The 17,364-nt window shown below is 59.8% G+C and carries 18 protein-coding genes; 7 read left to right on the top strand and 11 right to left on the bottom strand.

Annotated features, from left to right (window positions below):
- The first annotated feature begins 10 nt into the window (after positions 1–10).
- The 3 genes from AB9K37_RS11505 to AB9K37_RS11495 are packed head-to-tail and all read left to right on the top strand — an operon-like array spanning position 11 to position 1,766.
- The gene (locus AB9K37_RS11505; protein ID WP_369838675.1) at positions 11–892 is read left to right on the top strand and encodes an S-methyl-5'-thioadenosine phosphorylase; all 882 of its coding nucleotides are present in this window, start codon (positions 11–13) and stop codon (positions 890–892) included.
- On the top strand, positions 889–1,419 hold the full coding sequence (locus AB9K37_RS11500; RefSeq protein WP_293710475.1) for an adenine phosphoribosyltransferase: 531 nt from the start codon (positions 889–891) through the stop codon (positions 1,417–1,419). The genes AB9K37_RS11505 and AB9K37_RS11500 overlap by 4 nt, the downstream gene beginning before the upstream one ends.
- A 2-nt stretch (positions 1,420–1,421) precedes the next feature.
- Entirely contained in the window at positions 1,422–1,766 is a 345-nt protein-coding gene (locus AB9K37_RS11495) for a nuclear transport factor 2 family protein (RefSeq protein WP_369838672.1), read from the top strand.
- Here the strand turns inward: AB9K37_RS11495 and AB9K37_RS11490 are convergent.
- The 11 genes from AB9K37_RS11490 to coxB form a co-directional block, all read right to left on the bottom strand.
- Positions 1,763–3,169: an FAD-binding oxidoreductase gene (locus tag AB9K37_RS11490; protein WP_369838669.1), complete on the bottom strand. Its 1,407-nt coding sequence runs from the start codon at positions 3,167–3,169 to the stop codon at positions 1,763–1,765. The genes AB9K37_RS11495 and AB9K37_RS11490 overlap by 4 nt on opposite strands.
- Positions 3,170–3,177: 8 nt before the next feature.
- Complete coding sequence (locus AB9K37_RS11485; RefSeq protein WP_369838666.1) at positions 3,178–4,020, bottom strand: MBL fold metallo-hydrolase; 843 nt, start codon at positions 4,018–4,020, stop codon at positions 3,178–3,180.
- Between the two features lie 70 nt (positions 4,021–4,090).
- Positions 4,091–4,669 carry a GNAT family N-acetyltransferase gene (locus tag AB9K37_RS11480; protein ID WP_369838663.1) on the bottom strand — a complete coding sequence of 193 codons (579 nt, stop codon included), beginning with the start codon at positions 4,667–4,669 and terminating at the stop codon, positions 4,091–4,093.
- Positions 4,670–5,932: a M16 family metallopeptidase gene (locus AB9K37_RS11475; protein ID WP_369838660.1), complete on the bottom strand. Its 1,263-nt coding sequence runs from the start codon at positions 5,930–5,932 to the stop codon at positions 4,670–4,672. It abuts the gene before it with no gap.
- Positions 5,929–7,314, bottom strand: a complete 1,386-nt coding sequence (gene thrC / locus AB9K37_RS11470) for a threonine synthase (RefSeq protein ID WP_369838704.1) — start codon at positions 7,312–7,314, stop codon at positions 5,929–5,931. The genes AB9K37_RS11475 and thrC overlap by 4 nt, the downstream gene beginning before the upstream one ends.
- Positions 7,314–8,000, bottom strand: a complete 687-nt coding sequence (locus AB9K37_RS11465; protein WP_369838657.1) for an SURF1 family protein — start codon at positions 7,998–8,000, stop codon at positions 7,314–7,316. The genes thrC and AB9K37_RS11465 overlap by 1 nt, the downstream gene beginning before the upstream one ends.
- Before the next feature lie 98 nt (positions 8,001–8,098).
- Positions 8,099–8,887, bottom strand: coding sequence for a cytochrome c oxidase subunit 3 (locus AB9K37_RS11460; protein WP_369838654.1), 789 nt, complete (start codon positions 8,885–8,887; stop codon positions 8,099–8,101).
- Between the two features lie 22 nt (positions 8,888–8,909).
- Positions 8,910–9,485: a cytochrome c oxidase assembly protein gene (locus tag AB9K37_RS11455; RefSeq protein ID WP_369838651.1), complete on the bottom strand. Its 576-nt coding sequence runs from the start codon at positions 9,483–9,485 to the stop codon at positions 8,910–8,912.
- A complete protein-coding gene (locus tag AB9K37_RS11450) occupies positions 9,485–9,679 on the bottom strand; it encodes a hypothetical protein (RefSeq protein WP_072705726.1) in 195 nt (64 codons plus the stop codon). The genes AB9K37_RS11455 and AB9K37_RS11450 overlap by 1 nt, the downstream gene beginning before the upstream one ends.
- Positions 9,676–10,620 (bottom strand): heme o synthase, encoded by a 945-nt coding sequence (gene cyoE, locus AB9K37_RS11445; protein WP_369838647.1) that lies wholly within the window; start codon positions 10,618–10,620, stop codon positions 9,676–9,678. The genes AB9K37_RS11450 and cyoE overlap by 4 nt, the downstream gene beginning before the upstream one ends.
- 97 nt (positions 10,621–10,717) lie before the next feature.
- Complete coding sequence (coxB, locus tag AB9K37_RS11440) at positions 10,718–11,560, bottom strand: cytochrome c oxidase subunit II (protein WP_369838645.1); 843 nt, start codon at positions 11,558–11,560, stop codon at positions 10,718–10,720.
- Positions 11,561–11,741: 181 nt separating this feature from the next.
- Here coxB and tldD point away from each other — a divergent pair, with 181 nt between their 5' ends.
- The 4 genes from tldD to AB9K37_RS11420 all read left to right on the top strand — a co-directional run.
- On the top strand, positions 11,742–13,163 hold the full coding sequence (gene tldD, locus AB9K37_RS11435) for a metalloprotease TldD (protein ID WP_369838642.1): 1,422 nt from the start codon (positions 11,742–11,744) through the stop codon (positions 13,161–13,163).
- Between the two features lie 76 nt (positions 13,164–13,239).
- The gene (gene dprA, locus AB9K37_RS11430; protein WP_369838640.1) at positions 13,240–14,379 is read left to right on the top strand and encodes a DNA-processing protein DprA; all 1,140 of its coding nucleotides are present in this window, start codon (positions 13,240–13,242) and stop codon (positions 14,377–14,379) included.
- 105 nt (positions 14,380–14,484) lie between these two features.
- Positions 14,485–17,064, top strand: coding sequence for a type I DNA topoisomerase (topA, locus tag AB9K37_RS11425; protein WP_369838637.1), 2,580 nt, complete (start codon positions 14,485–14,487; stop codon positions 17,062–17,064).
- A 120-nt stretch (positions 17,065–17,184) separates the two neighbouring features.
- The coding region (locus AB9K37_RS11420; RefSeq protein ID WP_369838634.1) for a CoA-transferase at positions 17,185–17,364 on the top strand (180 nt) is incomplete at its 3' end.

Genomic DNA, 17,364 nt, shown 5'->3' with positions numbered 1-17,364 from the left:
GGAGGGCGGCATGGACACCATGATCGGGATTATCGGGGGCAGCGGCCTCTATGACATCGACGGGCTAGAGGATGCCAAATGGGTCAGTGTCGAAACGCCATGGGGCGCGCCGTCTGACCAGATCATGACTGGAGTGCTGGACGGGCTAAAGATGGCGTTCCTGCCCCGCCACGGGCGTGGGCACGTCCATAGCCCTTCGACCGTGCCCTACCGCGCGAACATAGATGCGCTGAAACGCATCGGGGTGACGGATATCATCAGCCTGTCCGCCACTGGCAGCTTCCGCGAAGAAATGGCCCCCGGCGATTTCGTCATCGTGGATCAGTACATCGACCGCACGCGTGGCCGCGACAAATCTTTCTTCGGGACGGGCTGCGTCGCCCATGTCAGCCTTGCGCATCCGACCTGCCCCCGCCTGACCGATATCCTTGCCGAAGCCGCCGCAACCGCCGGTGCCCGCGTTCATCGCGGCGGCACCTATCTGGCGATGGAGGGACCGCAGTTCAGCACCTTGGGCGAATCAAAGCTGTACCGAGAGGTCTGGGGCTGCGACGTGATCGGCATGACCAACATGCCCGAGGCCGCTTTGGCCCGAGAGGCAGAGATCTGCTACGCCTCGGTCGCGATGGTCACCGACTATGACAGCTGGCACCCCGACCACGGCGAAGTCAGCGTGACCGACATCATCAAAACCCTACAAGGCAATGGCGAAAAGGCCCGTGACACAATCCGCGCCCTGCCCGATCTGATCGACCGCGAGCGGGCGCCCTGCCCCCACGAATGTGACCGCGCGTTAGAGTTTGCCATCATGACCGCGCCTGATAAACGGGACGCCGAACTTTTGAAGAAACTCGACGCGGTCGCTGGCCGCGTCCTGAAAGGCACCCCATGACACAGGTCCAAGACTACATCCGCACCATCGTCGATTTTCCCAAACCGGGCATCATGTTCCGCGACGTGACCACCCTGTTCAGCAATCCGCGGGGCTTTCGCATGGCGATCGACCAACTGCTGCACCCCTATGCGGGCGAGCGGATTGATGTGGTCGTGGGCCTAGAGGCACGCGGATTTATCCTTGGCGGTGCCGTCGCGCACCAGCTGGGGACCGGTTTCGTGCCTGTTCGCAAAAAGGGCAAACTGCCTGGCACCGTGATCTCCGAAGCATACACGCTTGAATACGGCGAGGCCGTGGTCGAGGTGCATGACGACGCCATCGCGCCCGGTCAGAACGTTCTGATCGTGGATGACCTGCTGGCCACTGGCGGCACCGCCGAAGCGGGGATCAAACTGGTCGAACGGCTTGGTGGCCAGATCGCAGGCTGTGCGTTTGTCGTGGACCTGCCCGATCTGGGGGGCCGCAAACGGCTGGAGGCTATGGACATTGACGTCCACGCGCTCTGCTCCTTCGAAGGGGACTGAAAATGACATCTGCCGCAGAGTTCGCTGCTGACTGGGAAGCAGGCTGGAACAGCCACGATCTGGACCGGATAATGGCCCACTACAGTCCCGATATTGTCTTCCGGTCGAAAAAGGCGGTGGCTCTGGTCGGCAACGGAGAGGTGCGCGGGCATGACGCCCTGCGCGCCTATTGGCAGGCCGCGCTGGATCAGCAGCCCGACCTGCATTTCACCGTCCGAGATGTGTTTGCGGGGCACAGGATGATGGTGATCTCTTACGAAAACCATCGCGGCGTTCTGGCGGCAGAGACGCTCTATTTCGGCGCGGACGGCTTGGTCACCCAAGCCGCCGCCTGCCACGCGGGCTAAGCGCGCAGAATCACTCCGGGATTCATGATGCCCTTGGGGTCCAGCGCCTGTTTGATCGCGCGCAGAGCCGCCAGCTTGACCGGATCGCTGTATTTCTCCAGATCGCTGACTTTCAGGCGGCCAACACCATGCTCAGCACTGACCGAACCGTTGTAGGCATGGACCAGATCATGCACACCGCTTTTCACCGCAGGGCGCAGGTCTTCGTAATCCGCGCGGGATTTTCCGGCAGCGGGGAAGACGTTGTAGTGCAAGTTGCCGTCCCCAAGGTGCCCAAAGCAATTCACCCGAACATCCCCGAGCGCCGCCATAGCTGCATTCCCTTCGCGGATAAATTCGGGGATTCGGCTGATCGGGACAGAAATATCGTGGCTGCTGATTGAACCGATCCGGCGATTCCCCTCGGGGATATTCTCGCGGATGTTCCACAGGTCTGTGCGCTGTTGCTCGGACTGTGCAATCAGGCCGTCGGTGACGATCCCCGCTTCGAAGGCTTCGGCAAATAGGGTCTCTAGCGCCTCGGCTGGGTCCAAACCTTTGGCAAGGCCCACGTCGGTCAGAACGCTCCATTCCGGCGCTTCGTCATAGGGCAGACGCAATTCAGGCATGGTTTCCTGCAAGAACTCCCAGCCCTGACGGTGCATGATTTCAAAGGCGCTGATTCCCTCGGCCATGTGACTGCGGGCCATTGCGAGCAGTTCGGTCGCCGCCTCGGGCGAGGGCACGACGAACAGAGCGGTCCCTTCGCTGGCAGGAATTGGGAACAGCTTCAACGCGGCGGCGGTGATGATCCCGAGCGAGCCTTCTGATCCGATCATCAGGTTGCGTAGATCATATCCTGTGTTGTCCTTGCGCAGACGGGTCAAGCCGTTCCAAACATCTCCGTTCGGCATGACGACCTCTAGCCCAAGGCACAAGTCGCGCGCATTTCCGTAGCGCAGCACATTCAGACCGCCCGCGTTCGTTGCCAGATTTCCCCCGATCCGCGCCGAGCCTTTGGCTGCAATCGACAACGGAAACAGCCGGTCCTCTTTTTCGACAGCCGTGTGCAAGTCTTGCAGAATACAGCCCGCTTCGGCCACCAGAACGTTTTCCTCGGGGTAGATCGCACGCACCGCATTCATCCGTTCAAGCGAAATAATCAGCGGCTCGATTCCGTCCTGCGCGATCTGCCCACCGACCAAGCCGGTGCCTCCTCCATAGGGGACGACCGGAACACCCGCTGCGTGGGCAAATTTCACCGCGAGCGATACCTCTTCGGTGTTGGCCGGTGCGATGAGAAGGCCGCCCTGCCCTTTGTAGCGGCCACGGGGTTCTTCCAAATACCGAGGTTCGAGTTCGCGGAATGCAGCGGCAGGCAAGGCGTCCCGCAGGGCGCCTTCGATCGAAGTCACGGGGGTCATGGGCTCTCCTATTCAGCGCCCAAGTCTTGAGCCGAAATCGGACGAGGATCAAGCACCACAACTGTCGGGCGCGCGGGTAAATTCCGCAGGGAGACGTCGATCTGCGACTCGCCCGTGCGCTGGATGGCAAAGTCCTGCTCCATGCGGGCGATGAACTGCTCCAAGGTTAGCTGGCCGAACCAATGCATCGGAATGATGATCGAGGATTTCAGCCGCTGCATGACCCGCACTACCGATGCGTGGTCCAAAGTCATCCCCCCATCGACTGCGACCATCGTCACGTCAAGCCGCCCCATCGCAGCATATTGCGCGGGCGAAGGTTCGTGATGCAGGTGTCCCATATGGCCTATGCACAGGCCGCCAACTTCAAAAATGAAGATAGAGTTGCCGTTCTCGCCCGCGGACCCCATGCCGCGCCGGTTGTCAGTGGTCACGTTCCGCACAAGCATCTCGCCAAGATCAAGGTAGTGCACGGCGGGATTGCCCTCATCATCCGGCCAACCTTGCAACACATGATCAATGTCCGGATCGGGAAATCTGGTCCAGTGGGTGCCGTGAGCGTTGTTCATCGTAGCAACGTCAGGGGTAAAATCCCCCTGCCCTAGATAACCCGCGTAATCTGTGACGGCTGTCAGCCCACCATAGGTCCCGATCAGGAACATCGCATGATCAAGATAGCGGATGCGCACGGTGTACTCGTCCTCTAGCGGCTCAGAGAAGCTGGCGAGTTGAACGTACTCTAGGCCCGGGGTGCTATCAGCCAATGCAATGCAATGACTGGGCCTTCGGTCTTGGGCATTGGCGGCCCCCGCGACGAGCATCAGAAAAGCGGTGATGAAACGAAATACCATGCGTGATCCCCCTGTTCTGCCCGAAGGCTAGCACAGGTCAGCCGTGATCCGGTCTTCACGGATCGGTCAACTAGGCGGTCTTGCCCCTGCGATCATGGCGCAGCGCCGCAAACAGCACATGATTACGCCAACGCCCGTCGATTTGCAGGTAGGATTGCGCGACGCCCTCGTATTTGAAGCCACACTTTTCGAGCACGCCATGAGAGGGCTTGTTTTCCGGCAGGCATGCGGCCTCGATCCGGCTCAGGTCCATGCGGGTAAAAGCATGATGGACGACCGAAGCAATCGCCTCGGTCATGTAGCCCTGACGCGCAAAGGGTTCGCCGATCCAATAGCCGATGGTGCCCATTTGCGCAGGCCCGCGGCGCACGTTGTCCAGTGTGATCGCCCCCAACAGCATGTCGTCCGACCGCCGGATCAAAAACAGCGGTAGCGCCGTTCCCTGAGACATCGACCGGTTGGCCCAATACACCCGATTGGTAAAGGCTTTGCGGCTCAGGTGATCATCGGCCCAAGTGGGTTCCCATGGGGTCAGGAACTCGCGGCAGGAAAACCGTAGACTGCTCCACGCACGGTAGTCGCCATGTAGAGGAAGGCGCAGGGTCATGCGCTCTGTCTCCAGGCGAAACTTCCGTTTGTTTAGCAGCATTTATCCAGCCAGTCTCTCTTTCAACGCGGCCAGGAAGGGTGCCTTGTCCACGGGTCCGTAGAGCGCCATTGCAGATGGCGCATGGGTGGCAAGATTGATTCCGAAATCCCGAACGTTTTCAAGAGTAACCGAGTCGATTTTCGCAACGGTTTCCGACAAATCGGGCACGCGGCCCCAGATCGACACCATTCTGGCCAAACGTTCAGCACGGTTCGATGGACTTTCAAGGCCCATGAGCATGCCTGCCTTCATCTGGGCACGGGCGCGATCAATCTCGGCGATACGCAGATCGTCGTTGATGCGGCGCATTTCGTCGATGGTAACTTCGGCCAATTCACCCAGTTGCTCGGCGCTGGTGCCAGCGTAAACCGTAATCAGACCTGTGTCCGAGTACGCACCCGCTTGGCTGAAGATCGTGTAGCACAAGCCACGGTGTTCGCGAATTTCTTGGAATAGACGAGAGGACATGCCGCCCCCCAGCGCGTTCGCGTAGATCTGACCGGTAAAGAAATCATCCGCACGGTAGCCGGGGCTTTCGAAGGCCAGCGTAAAATGCGCCTGCTCCAGCTTTTTGACTTCGCGGCGCTCGCCACCTTGGAATGCCGCAGCATCCTCGTGCTGCGCCGCGCCCGGCTTTAGGTGACCGAACAGCTTTTCCGCCTCGCGCACGATGGCGTCGTGGTCGACAGCGCCAGCAGCCGATAGAATCATCTGACCGGGGCCATAGTGTTCCTCGACAAAGCCCGACAGATCCTCGCGGCTAAAGTGGCGCACACGCTCGGACGGGCCAAGGATCGTGCGGCCAAGGGGCTGGTTCGGGTAGGCCTCTTCTTGCAGCCAGTCAAAGATCACGTCGTCGGGCGTATCCAGCGCCTGACCGATCTCTTGCAAGATCACCCCGCGCTCGACCTCGATCTCGTTCTCATCAAAGGTCGGGTTCAGCAGAATGTCCGCAATCACGTCCAGCGCCAGTGGCACGTCATTTGCCAATACGCGGGCGTAATAGGCCGTCACCTCTCGCGAGGTGTAGGCGTTGATATACCCGCCCACATCCTCGATCACTTCGGCGATCTCCAGCGCAGAGCGACGCTTGGTGCCTTTGAAGGCCATGTGTTCAAGGAAGTGGGCAATGCCGTTCTGTTCTACCCTTTCGTGGCGCGCACCTGCACCGACCCAGATCCCGATCGCAGCGGATTCGAGGCCGGGCATGTGCTCCGTCACAACACGGAAGCCATTGGAAAGGGTATGGGTCTGAACGGTCAAAGGTGGATCCGATCCTTAATTAGAGTTTCAAGCGCCAAGAGGTCATTCTCGACACGGGTCACGCGTTCCGAACGCTCATACAGGTCAGCCATCCGCGGGGGAAGCCCTGGACGCACACCTGTGGCATTCTCGACCGCATCGGGGAATTTCGCGGGGTGCGCGGTTGCAAGAGTGACCATCGGGCTATCGCCAAGCTGTTGTTCTGCAACATGCACGCCAACCGCACTGTGGGGGCACAAGAGTTCAGCCGAATCCTTGAGTGTGCGGGTGATGGTCGCCAGCGTTTCCTCTTCGGAACAACGGCCGCTGTCGAAGTTCTCTCGCAGAGCCTGCAAGGCACCTTGGCTAACCTTGAAGCCGCCTGCTTTGAGTTCGTCCATCAGTTGCGCAACGGCCGTTCCGTCGCGGCCATAGGCATCGAACAGCGCGCGCTCAAAGTTCGACGAGACCTGAATGTCCATCGACGGGCTGATCGAGGGGATAACGCCGTCGACCATGTATTCGGACGTCGACAGGCAGCGGTGCAGGATGTCGTTCTGGTTGGTCGCGACGACCAGACGATCAATCGGCAGGCCCATGCGCTTTGCGATGTAGCCCGCGAAGATATCGCCAAAGTTGCCGGTCGGTACGGTGAAGCTGACCTTGCGATAAGGTGCACCCAGAGCAACCGCCGAGGTGAAGTAGTAGACGACTTGCGCCAGAACACGGGCCCAGTTGATGCTGTTCACGCCCGCCAGCTTAACGCCGTCGCGGAACTCGAAGTCGTTGAACATATCTTTGACGCGCGCCTGACAGTCGTCGAAGTGACCGTCCAGCGCCAGCGCGTGCACGTTGTCTTCAGACGGGGTAGTCATCTGACGACGCTGGACTTCAGACACGCGGCCGTGGGGGAACAGGATGAACACGTCCACTGCGTCCAGACCACGGAACGCTTCGATCGCGGCGGAGCCGGTATCACCCGAGGTCGCGCCCACGATGGTCACGCGGCTGTCGCGGCGCTTGAGCTCGAACTCGAACAGCTGACCGATGAGCTGCATGGCGAAGTCTTTGAACGCCAAGGTCGGCCCATGGAACAGTTCACAGAGGAAGTGACCGGGTGCGAGTTGCTTGAGCGGCGCGCGAGCGTCGTGGCCGAAACCAGCATAGGCCCGTTCGATGATCCCACGGAATTCGTCGTCGTTGAATGACGTTCCCAGATAAGGACGCATCACGCGGAAAGCGACTTCCTCGTAGGGCAGGCCAGCCAGCGCGGCGATGTCTTCGGCCGTCATGGTGGGGATCTCGGCGGGAACATAGAGACCACCGTCACGTGCGAGGCCAGTCAGCATCGCCTCGTCAAAGGTCAGCGTCGGCGCAGAGCCTCGGGTCGAGATGTATTGCATCATTCGGGCCTTTCATCTTTTGCCCTGCGGTCGCGCCACAGGAGGTATGCAATGCCGATAATCCAGATCGCGGCGAAACTGAACCACGTTACGGCGTATTCAAGGTGATTGTTCGGAATGCCCGCGGTGTCCACCGGCCAGGGGGTCACACGCGGTTCGGGATAGTCGGTGTCGCGGACGACGATCAGGATCGGCTCGGCATCCAGCGCCTGCGCCATCTGCGGGATGTCGCGCGAGAACCAGTCGTTGTTTGCAAGGTCATTTTCAGGAGTGGAGCCTGTACGCTCGTCCGGCCAATGCAGGTTGCCGATGATGGTTGCATCGTGTTCGGGACGGGTGTCGTCCTTGGCATTGATGGCGACGAACCCCCGATCCAGCATCAGGCGGCGGCCATCCTCGGTCTCGAACGCGGTGATGATACGGTAGCCAGCCCCCTGCCCCCGCGCCGAGGCCAATACGTGCAGCTCATCGGTCGTGACGGTGCCGCTCGCAATGACGGGCAGGTAGCGATCAGCGACAGGGTCGGGATCGGTCGGAACGGCGACGGGCTCTTGGGAAATGTGCGCTTCGATATCGGCGAGAATCTGGGTTTTCCATGCCAGACGCTCCACCTGCCACTTGCCAAGCCCGAGCAGGACAGCCGCAACAGCGATGCCGACCACGATCAGGAGTAAAGAGCGACGCATTTCAGGCCTTTCAAACGAAAACAAGGTGCGCAGTTTGCGCACCTTGCTGTGATATTCAATGCGGCTGGAATTTCAACCGACAACTGGTGCGATGGCGGTTAGCCGCCCCAGATGTAAACAGCTGCGAACAGGAACAGCCATACAACGTCGACGAAGTGCCAGTACCAAGCTGCTGCTTCGAAGCCGATGTGGTTTTCGGGGGTGAAGTGACCGCGCACGGTGCGCAGGTAGCAGATGAACAGGAAGATCGTGCCGACGATCACGTGGAAGCCGTGGAAGCCGGTCGCCATGAAGAAGTTCGCGCCGTAGATGTTGCCAGCAAAGCCGAAGGACGCGTGGCTGTATTCGTATGCCTGGAACACGCTGAAGATCAGGCCAAGGACGACGGCCAGCAGCAGGCCCGACTTGATGTCTTTGCGGTTGTTCTCGTGAACCAGAGCGTGGTGCGCCCAAGTCGCCGCTGCACCCGAGCACAGCAAGATCAGGGTGTTGATCAGGGGTAGGTGCCAGGGATCAAAGGTCTCGATGCCTTCGGGGGGCCAAACGCCGCCGACCGCAGGCATGGGGTACAGCGCGTGCTTGAAGAACGACCAGAACCATGCCGCAAAGAACATGACTTCGGACATGATGAACAGGATGAAGCCGTAGCGCAGACCAATCTGAACAACGGGAGTGTGGTCGCCCGCCTGGTTTTCGGAAATGGTGTCCGACCACCAGCCGAACATGACGTAGAGAACGCCAACGAAGCCGATGAGGAACATCCACGGGCCGCTTTCCTTCATCCAAAGGACCGCGCCGAACAGCATGACAAAGCCGGCAATCGAGCCAAGGAAAGGCCAAATGGATGGGGGCAGAACGTGGTAGTCGTGGTTTTTTGCGTGCGCCATTGAAGGTCCCTCGTTGGAAGGCTTAGTTAATTTCTGTTGTTTTTTCGGTCTCGAGTGCCGCCTGATAATCAGTATCGGCAAGATCCATCTCGTGGAAGGTATACGAGAGTGTGATGTGCTTGGCGTATTTCGCCTCGGGGTCATCTACAATCTCGGGGTCGACATAGAAGGTCACGGGCATCTCGACCCGCTCTCCTGGCTGTAGCACCTGCTCGGTGAAGCAGAAGCAAGCAATCTTTACAAAGTACCCGCCCGCCGCAAAGGGCGCGACATTGTAGCTGGCGGTGCCTGCCACAACGTGATCGGTTGGGTTATAGGCCTCGTAGAAGGCGAGGCCGCTTTCGCCGATGCGCAGCTCCATCTCGCGCTGCATGGGTTTGAATTCCCATGGCATGCCGCGCTCTTTGGAAGCATCGAACTTGATCTTGATGGTCTGATCCAGAATCGTTTCGGACTCCGAGCTCGCAACCTGGGTCTCGCCGCCAAAACCGGTGACACGGCAGAAAAGGTCATAGAGGGGAACAGCCGCCCAAGCGAGCGCGCCCATGACCAGAACGACCGAAACCAGTTGTACGACTGTTCTCTTTTTGCCTTCCATCATTGTCCTCCTTCCGGAGTGGTCAGTGACGGACGGGCGGTGTGATCGAACGCTTCGACTTTGCCGCCGTTCTGCACCTTGACCACAGTCAACAGGAACACCAGCGCAACGAACCCGATCAGGACCGCAAGCAGACCGAAGTTCCGGCCGCGGCGACGCTGGTGAAGTTCATGGTCGGGACGGAAATTGCTCATACCCAGCCCCCAAGGCTGATGCCCATGCGCACCAGCACAGCATCTGCTAGAATCGCAGTGAACAGCAGGAACAGGTAGAGCAGCGAAAGTTTGAAGAAGCTGCGCTCCGCAGCGTAGTTGTCGCCTTCGGCCTGCTCCTCGTTCCGGCGCAGGATGGTCCACGCGCCCTTGATGAACAGCAGGTTCAGCACAACAGCGGTCGCGAGGAAGACAGGGCCATTCAGTGCAGTGAAGGACATGCCAACCGACAGGGCTGCCAGCAGAACGGTGTAGGCAAAGATCTGAATGCGCGTGTTGCGGCGACCATGGGTGACGGTCAGCATCGGCACTTTCGCATCCGAGTAGTCGGACTTCATGAACAGCGCCAGCGCCCAGAAGTGGGGCGGGGTCCAGAAGAAGGTGATCGCGAACATCATGATCGATTCGATCGAGATACCACCCGTGGAGACGGCCCATCCGATCATCGGAGGGAATGCGCCCGCCGCACCACCGATCACGATGTTCTGCGGAGTCGAGCGCTTGAGCCACATGGTATAGATCACGACGTAGAAGAAAATGGTAAAGGCCAGCAGGCCAGCCGCGACGAGGTTCGACGCAAGGCCCAGCATGATGACCGAAAGGCAGGAAAGCGCGATACCGATGGCGAAAGCCTCGTCACGGGTGACTTTGCCTGCGGGGATCGGACGCTTTTGGGTCCGCTTCATGATGCGGTCGATGTCAGCGTCGTACCACATGTTCAGTGCGCCAGATGCGCCTCCGCCCAATGCGATGAACAGAATCGCCGCAAAACCTTCGATCGGGTGAACTGAACCGGGGGCAACAAGCAAACCCACCAACGCCGTAAAGACGACGAGGGACATCACGCGTGGCTTCAGAAGGGCGAAGTAATCGCCAAAGCTGGCCTCGGTGGTCTGGCTGCTGTCAAAGCTGGTATCGCTCATGGCGGATCCGTCTCGATGGCTAAGGGTCTATTTGGGTGAAGGCCCGCCCCGACCGTCCACGCGGAACGTTATCGGGGCGGGCCTAAAGTTGGGTGCGTTACTGCGCCGAAGCGACCTGATAGGCCTGCGGGATGCCTGCGAACTCTTCTTTCGCGCCAGCCAGCCACTGCTGGTAGGCCTCTTCGCTGACAACTTTTACAGTAATGGGCATGTAGGCGTGGTCTTTGCCGCAGAGTTCCGAGCACTGGCCGAAGTAAACACCTTCACGCTCTGCTGCGAACCACAGTTCTGCCAGGCGGCCGGGTACCGCGTCTTGCTTTACGCCGAAGGCGGGGATGGTCCAGCTGTGGATCACGTCTGCGCCGGTGACTTGCATCACAACAGTGGCACCTACAGGCACGACAACTGCGGTGTCGGTGGCCAGCAGGTATTCGTCTTCGTTGTAGCCGTACTCTGCCAAGTCTTCTTTGGGCAGCATGAAGCTTTCGAAGCCGAAGCCTTCGTCAACATACTCGTAACCCCAGTACCACTGGTAGCCGGTGACTTTGATAGTAATGTCGCCCTCGGGGATTTCCTGCTGCTTGAACAGAACGGGCAGCGAGAACGAGCCGATGAAGACCAGAATAACGATCGGGACAATGGTCCAAGCGATCTCCAGCGGCGAGTTGTGCGTAAAGGTCGCCGGTTTAGGGTTCGACTTTTCGTTGTAGCGGACGATGATGAACGCCATCAGCGCCGAAACGAACAGAACGATCGCGGTGATGATCACGAGGATCATGCTGTCCAGCCAGTGAATGTCACGAGCCAGTTCGGTCCCTGCCGCTTGGAAAGCAGCGCCCGCATCGTGGGGCTTACCAATCACCTCGAGCCCGTCTTGGGCCAAAGCGGGAAGCGGAAGCATAAGGGCCATAGCGGCCAGCATTTTGGTCAGAAGTCGCATATTACACCCTGATCTTATTCGGCATTAAGCGCGTTGTTGCGGATGACTGACAGGCATTCACCCGGAATCCATTGTGTTCAGTCCTGCAAAAACCATATTCTGTCACTCGGAACAAGATAGCGAACCGCGTCAAAGGGCCGCTTTTTTGATCCAAGTCAAAGACGGACCTTCAGGAGAACCCATGTCAACCGACACTTTCCGCCCATTCGAGACCCTCATCGACCGCGAAACCGCCCTTGGGCAACTGCGTGGGGCCGTTGACGGAGCAGACGACGGAGAGCTGTTTCTGGAACGTCGTCGCTCTGAAGTCGTCGCATACGACGATGGTCGGTTGCGTACTGCATCTTATGACGCAAGCGAGGGATTCGGTCTACGGGCTGTGCGCGGCGAAGTCGCAGGCTACGCCCACTCTACCGAAATCACCGAAGGGGCGCTGTCTCGCGCCAGCCAAACCGCTCGGCTTGCTGTGGGCGATGGCGGCGGCACTCTTGCCCTGCCCCCCGAAGGCACCAACCTGAAGCTTTATGGCGATATGGACCCTGTCGAAGAGTTGGCTTTTGCGACCCGCGTGGACCTGCTCAAAGAAATCGACGCGTACTTGCGTGCCGCCGACAAGCGCGTGGTCCAAGTGACCGCCAGCCTCGCCGCTTCTTTGCAAGAGGTCGAAATACTGCGCCCCGAAGGTCACAGCGTGACCGACGTGCGCCCAATGGTGCGCCTGAATATAAGTGTGATCGTCGAACAGGACGGACGCCGCGAATCTGGCAGCGCAGGTGGAGGTGGCCGCCATGGATTGGCGCCGATCGTAACTCCGCAGCACTGGAAATCCGTCGCAGACGAAGCGTTGCGCGTAGCGGTTGTTAACCTGAGCGCTGTGCCCGCCCCTGCTGGCGTCATGGACATCGTCCTTGGGCCGGGTTGGCCGGGCATCCTACTGCACGAGGCGGTGGGTCACGGGCTTGAGGGTGACTTCAATCGCAAAGGCACCAGCGCCTTTGCGGGCCTCATGGGCCAGCAGGTCGCGGCCAAAGGTGTGACTGTTCTGGACGATGGCACCATCCCCGACCGCCGCGGCAGTATTACAGTCGATGACGAGGGCACCCCGAGCGGTAAGAACACTCTGATCGAGGACGGCATCTTGGTTGGCTATATGCAGGACCGCCAGAATGCGCGGCTGATGGGTGTCAAACCCACTGGCAATGGGCGGCGCGAAAGCCACGCTCATATCCCCATGCCCCGCATGACCAACACATATATGCTCGGCGGCGACTCGACCCCCGCCGATCTGGTCAGCAGCATGAAGGACGGCATCTACGCTGTCGGCTTTGGCGGCGGGCAGGTGGACATCACCAACGGCAAGTTCGTCTTCTCTTGCACCGAAGCCTACCGAGTCACCAATGGTGTCGTCGGCGCACCGATCAAGGGTGCGACGCTAATCGGTGATGGGGCAACAGCGTTGCAGAACATTCGCGGGATCGGAAACGACATGCATCTCGACCCAGGGATGGGGAACTGCGGCAAACAAGGCCAGTGGGTGCCTGTCGGCGTTGGACAACCCAGCCTACTGATTGGCGGCCTTACCATCGGCGGATCGGCCGTCTAAGTCATTTTCCGTTAGGCTTAACTGCTGATTAAGACTCGGTGGGGTATTCATGATTCTGCAAGACGGCGGAGACATGATGCCCCAACTTACTCACTCTTCCAGTCCCCACCCACTCCCACCCACCACGGAAGACGAGCGGGTTTCATGGCTTCGCCTCTTGCGCTCGCGCCGAGTCGGCACTGCGACCTTCTACCGGCTGATGTCGGAGCACGGGTCCGCGGACGCCGCAATAGACGCCCTTCCTGACATCGCCAAAGCCGCTGGGGTCGACAGCTACTCGCCCTGCCCGCCCGAAGTCGCCTTGGCCGAGATGAGCAATGGGCGCAAAGCCGGTGCCCGCATGATCTGTTATGGCACACCGGATTATCCAGAAAGCCTGACCGACCTACCTGATCCGCCCCCGATTCTATGGGCGATCGGCGAAACGGCGTTGCTCAATCGTCCGATGATCGCACTGGTGGGCGCACGCAACGCATCGTCGCTCGGCCTGCGGATGACGCGCAAACTGGCGCAGGAACTTGGCGAGGCGGGATATGTGGTCGTCTCGGGCCTTGCACGCGGGATTGACGCCGCCGCGCACGAAGTCAGCCTGACCTCTGGGACGATTGCCGTTATGGGCGGCGGAGTCGACATTATATACCCGCAGGAAAACGCGTCGATCGCGCAGGGAATCGCGTCCCAAGGCCTTCGCCTGTCCGAGGCTCCGATGGGGGCCACGCCGACCGCGCGCCATTTCCCCGCCCGCAATAGAATCATCGCAGGCCTGAGCCGCGCACTAGTTGTTGTCGAAGCCGCTGCAAAATCCGGCAGCCTGATCACCGCAAGAAATGCACTAGATTTGGGGCGCGACGTTTTGGCCGTTCCAGGACACCCATTCGATGCCCGCGCTTCGGGCTGCAATATGTTGATCCGAGATGGTGCAATCTTGGTCCGCAGCGCCAGCGATGTCATCGAAGCGCTCTCTCCTTTGTGCGAGGAGCCTCAGTTGCCGCTCGATCCACCGCCTGAGCCTGCCAAAGACACCAGAACCAAAGAACAAACCTTTGCCCTGCACCGCGAAATCTTAGGCCGACTCGGGCCCTCTCCGCTGGCCGAAGACCAACTGATCCGCGATCTATCCGAGCCAGCGCATCATGTGACGTCCGTGCTGGTGGACTTGGAACTGGACGGACAAATTCAGCGCCAACCCGGCGGCCTGCTTGCGCGGCGATCATAGAAGTCAGGTTTGCCGGAGTTTCCAGCAAAGATTGACATTCCCCCCTTGCACCCCACATGTTGCGCCGCCATACGCCACCTGAACCCATCGCAAGAGGTGCCCTTCATGCCCGTCGTCGTCGTCGAGTCCCCGGCCAAAGCCAAGACCATTAACAAGTACCTCGGCAAAGACTACGTTGTGCTCGCCTCTTACGGTCACGTCCGCGACCTGCCAGCTAAGAACGGTTCGGTGGATCCCGATGACCAGTTCGCCATGACATGGGAAGTCGGGACAGACTCTCGTAAACATGTCAAAGCGATCGCAGACGCGCTGAAGGACGACGACTCGCTCATTCTCGCGACCGACCCTGATCGCGAAGGAGAGGCCATCAGCTGGCATTTGCAGGAAACTCTGACCAAGCGTCGCGCGATCAAAAAGTCGACCGAAGTCAAACGCGTGGTGTTCAACGCGATCACCAAATCCGCCGTGACGGAGGCGATGCAAAACCCCCGCGATGTGGACCAGCCCCTAGTGGACGCCTATCTGGCGCGCCGTGCGCTGGACTATCTGGTGGGCTTTAACCTGTCGCCGGTTCTGTGGCGCAAACTGCCCGGCGCGCGCAGTGCGGGCCGTGTACAGTCTGTATGCCTGCGCCTGATCGTTGAGCGCGAGATGGAAATCGAAGCGTTTCAGGCCCGTGAATACTGGACTGTCAAAGCCTTGCTGGCCAACGCCCGCAATCAGGAATTCGAAGCGCGCCTGACCGAATACGCGGGCAAGAAGCTGGATAAATTCGATCTGGCCGACCAGACCGCTGCTGAAATGGCCGTGCAAGCGATCAAGAGCCGCGACCTGACCATCCGCTCGGTCGAGGCAAAGCCTGCCAGCCGCAACCCTTCGGCGCCCTTCATGACCTCGACGCTACAGCAGGAAGCCAGCCGCAAATTCGGCATGGGTGCGCGCCAGTGCATGAATGCTGCCCAGCGTTTGTACGAAGCTGGCCACATTACATACATGCGTACCGACGGCATCGACATGGCCCCCGAGGCCGTGACTGCCGCCCGCGAGGCGATCAAAGATCGCTACGGCGCGGAATACGTGCCCTCCTCGCCGCGCATCTACAAGAACAAAGCCAAGAACGCGCAGGAAGCCCACGAATGTATCCGCCCCACGGATATGACCAAGGACGCTGCTGCGCTGAAGCTGAAAGAACAAGATCAGGCCCGTCTTTATGATCTGATCTGGAAGCGGACACTGGCCTGCCAAATGGAAGGCGCGCGTCTGGAGCGTACCGTGGTCGACATTGCCAGCGCCGACGGGCAAGTGGTCCTGCGCGCCAATGGTCAGGTCGTGTTGTTTGACGGCTTCCTCAAGGTCTACGAAGAAGGCCGCGACGATGTTGTGGACGAAGATGACAAGCGCCTGCCCCACCTGACCGAAGGGGAAAAGGCCGACAAGCGCGATGTCACCCCCGAACAGCACTTCACCCAGCCCCCGCCCCGCTACACCGAGGCGACGCTGGTGAAACGTATGGAAGAGCTCGGCATCGGCCGTCCCTCGACCTATGCGTCGATTGTGACCACGATTCAGGAACGCGAATACGTCACCAAGGACAAGAACCGCCTGATTCCCGAGGATAAAGGCCGGATCGTGACGATCTTCCTCCTGAATTTCTTCAAGCGCTATGTGGAGTATGACTTCACCGCCGCACTCGAAGGCGAACTGGATGACGTATCCGCAGGCGACCGTGACTACAAGGACTTGCTGGCGCGTTTCTGGAAGGATTTCCACGCCGCGATCGATGAAACCAGCGAACTGCGCATCGCTGAAGTGCTGGATGTACTGGATGACGCACTCGCACCTCAGCTCTATCCGCCTCGCGAGGACGGCAGCGATCCGCGCACCTGCCCCCAGTGTGGCGCAGGCCAGTTGCACCTGAAAACTTCGCGCACAGGCGGGTTCGTCGGCTGCTCGAACTACCCAGAGTGCCGTTACACACGCCCGATCAATGGCGATACCGATGATTCCGGCGACCAGATTCTGGGGGAAGACGAGGACGGCAACGAGATCAGCCTGCGCTCTGGCCGCTTTGGCCCCTATGTGCAGCGCGGCGAAGCAACCGAAGAGAAGCCCAAGCCCGATCGTTCGAGCCTGCCCCGCGGTTGGTCCAAGGATGAGATGGATCTGGAAAAGGCGCTGCTGCTCCTGAGTCTGCCCCGCGAAGTTGGCCCCCACCCCGAGGACGGCGAAATGATCGAAGCGGGCATTGGCCGATACGGTCCCTTCGTCAAACATGGCAAGCTCTATGCGAACCTCAAAGAGGTGGACGACGTCTTTACCATCGGCATGAACCGCGCGGTCGAAGAACTGGCGAAAAAGGCCGAAAGCCGCGGCCGTCGCGGCGCAGCCAGCACTGCCAAGCCTTTGAAAGAACTGGGGGATCACCCCGATGGCGGCGCGATGAACGTCTATGACGGCCGCTACGGCCCCTACGTGAAATGGGAAAAGGTCAACGCGACCCTGCCCAAAGACGTGGAACCCGCCGACGTGACCGCCGAAATGGCGATCGAATTGGTGAACGCCAAGGCCTCGAAAAAGGGCACCAAGAAAAAGGCGGCTCCCAAGAAAGCCGCCGCTAAGAAGGCCCCTGCGAAAAAGACAGCGGCAAAGAAAACCACCAAGAAAGCGGCCGACTCGGAAGAGTAAGCTCTTGGACCATCGTTAAATTGACAAAAGCCGCGGCGCGATACTGCACCGCGGCATTTTGTTGACTTGAGCCACACCGCCCGCCACAGTCGCCTCCGAGATACACGGAGGATTTTTCTAATGAACAAAGTGTATGGCAGCGCGTTGGAGGCCTTGGACGGCCTGCTGCGCGACGACATGCTGATCGCGGCAGGGGGCTTTGGCCTGTGCGGGATTCCCGAACTGCTGATTGATGCGATCGTGGAAAGCGGGGTCAAAGGTCTGACCGTTGCGTCGAACAACGCCGGTGTGGATGGCTTT

This window comes from Donghicola sp. XS_ASV15, assembly GCF_041224595.1.
Taxonomy (GTDB): Bacteria; Pseudomonadota; Alphaproteobacteria; order Rhodobacterales; family Rhodobacteraceae; genus Donghicola.
Note: the sequence above shows the minus strand (reverse complement) of the source record. Positions and strands in the feature narration are given on the sequence as shown.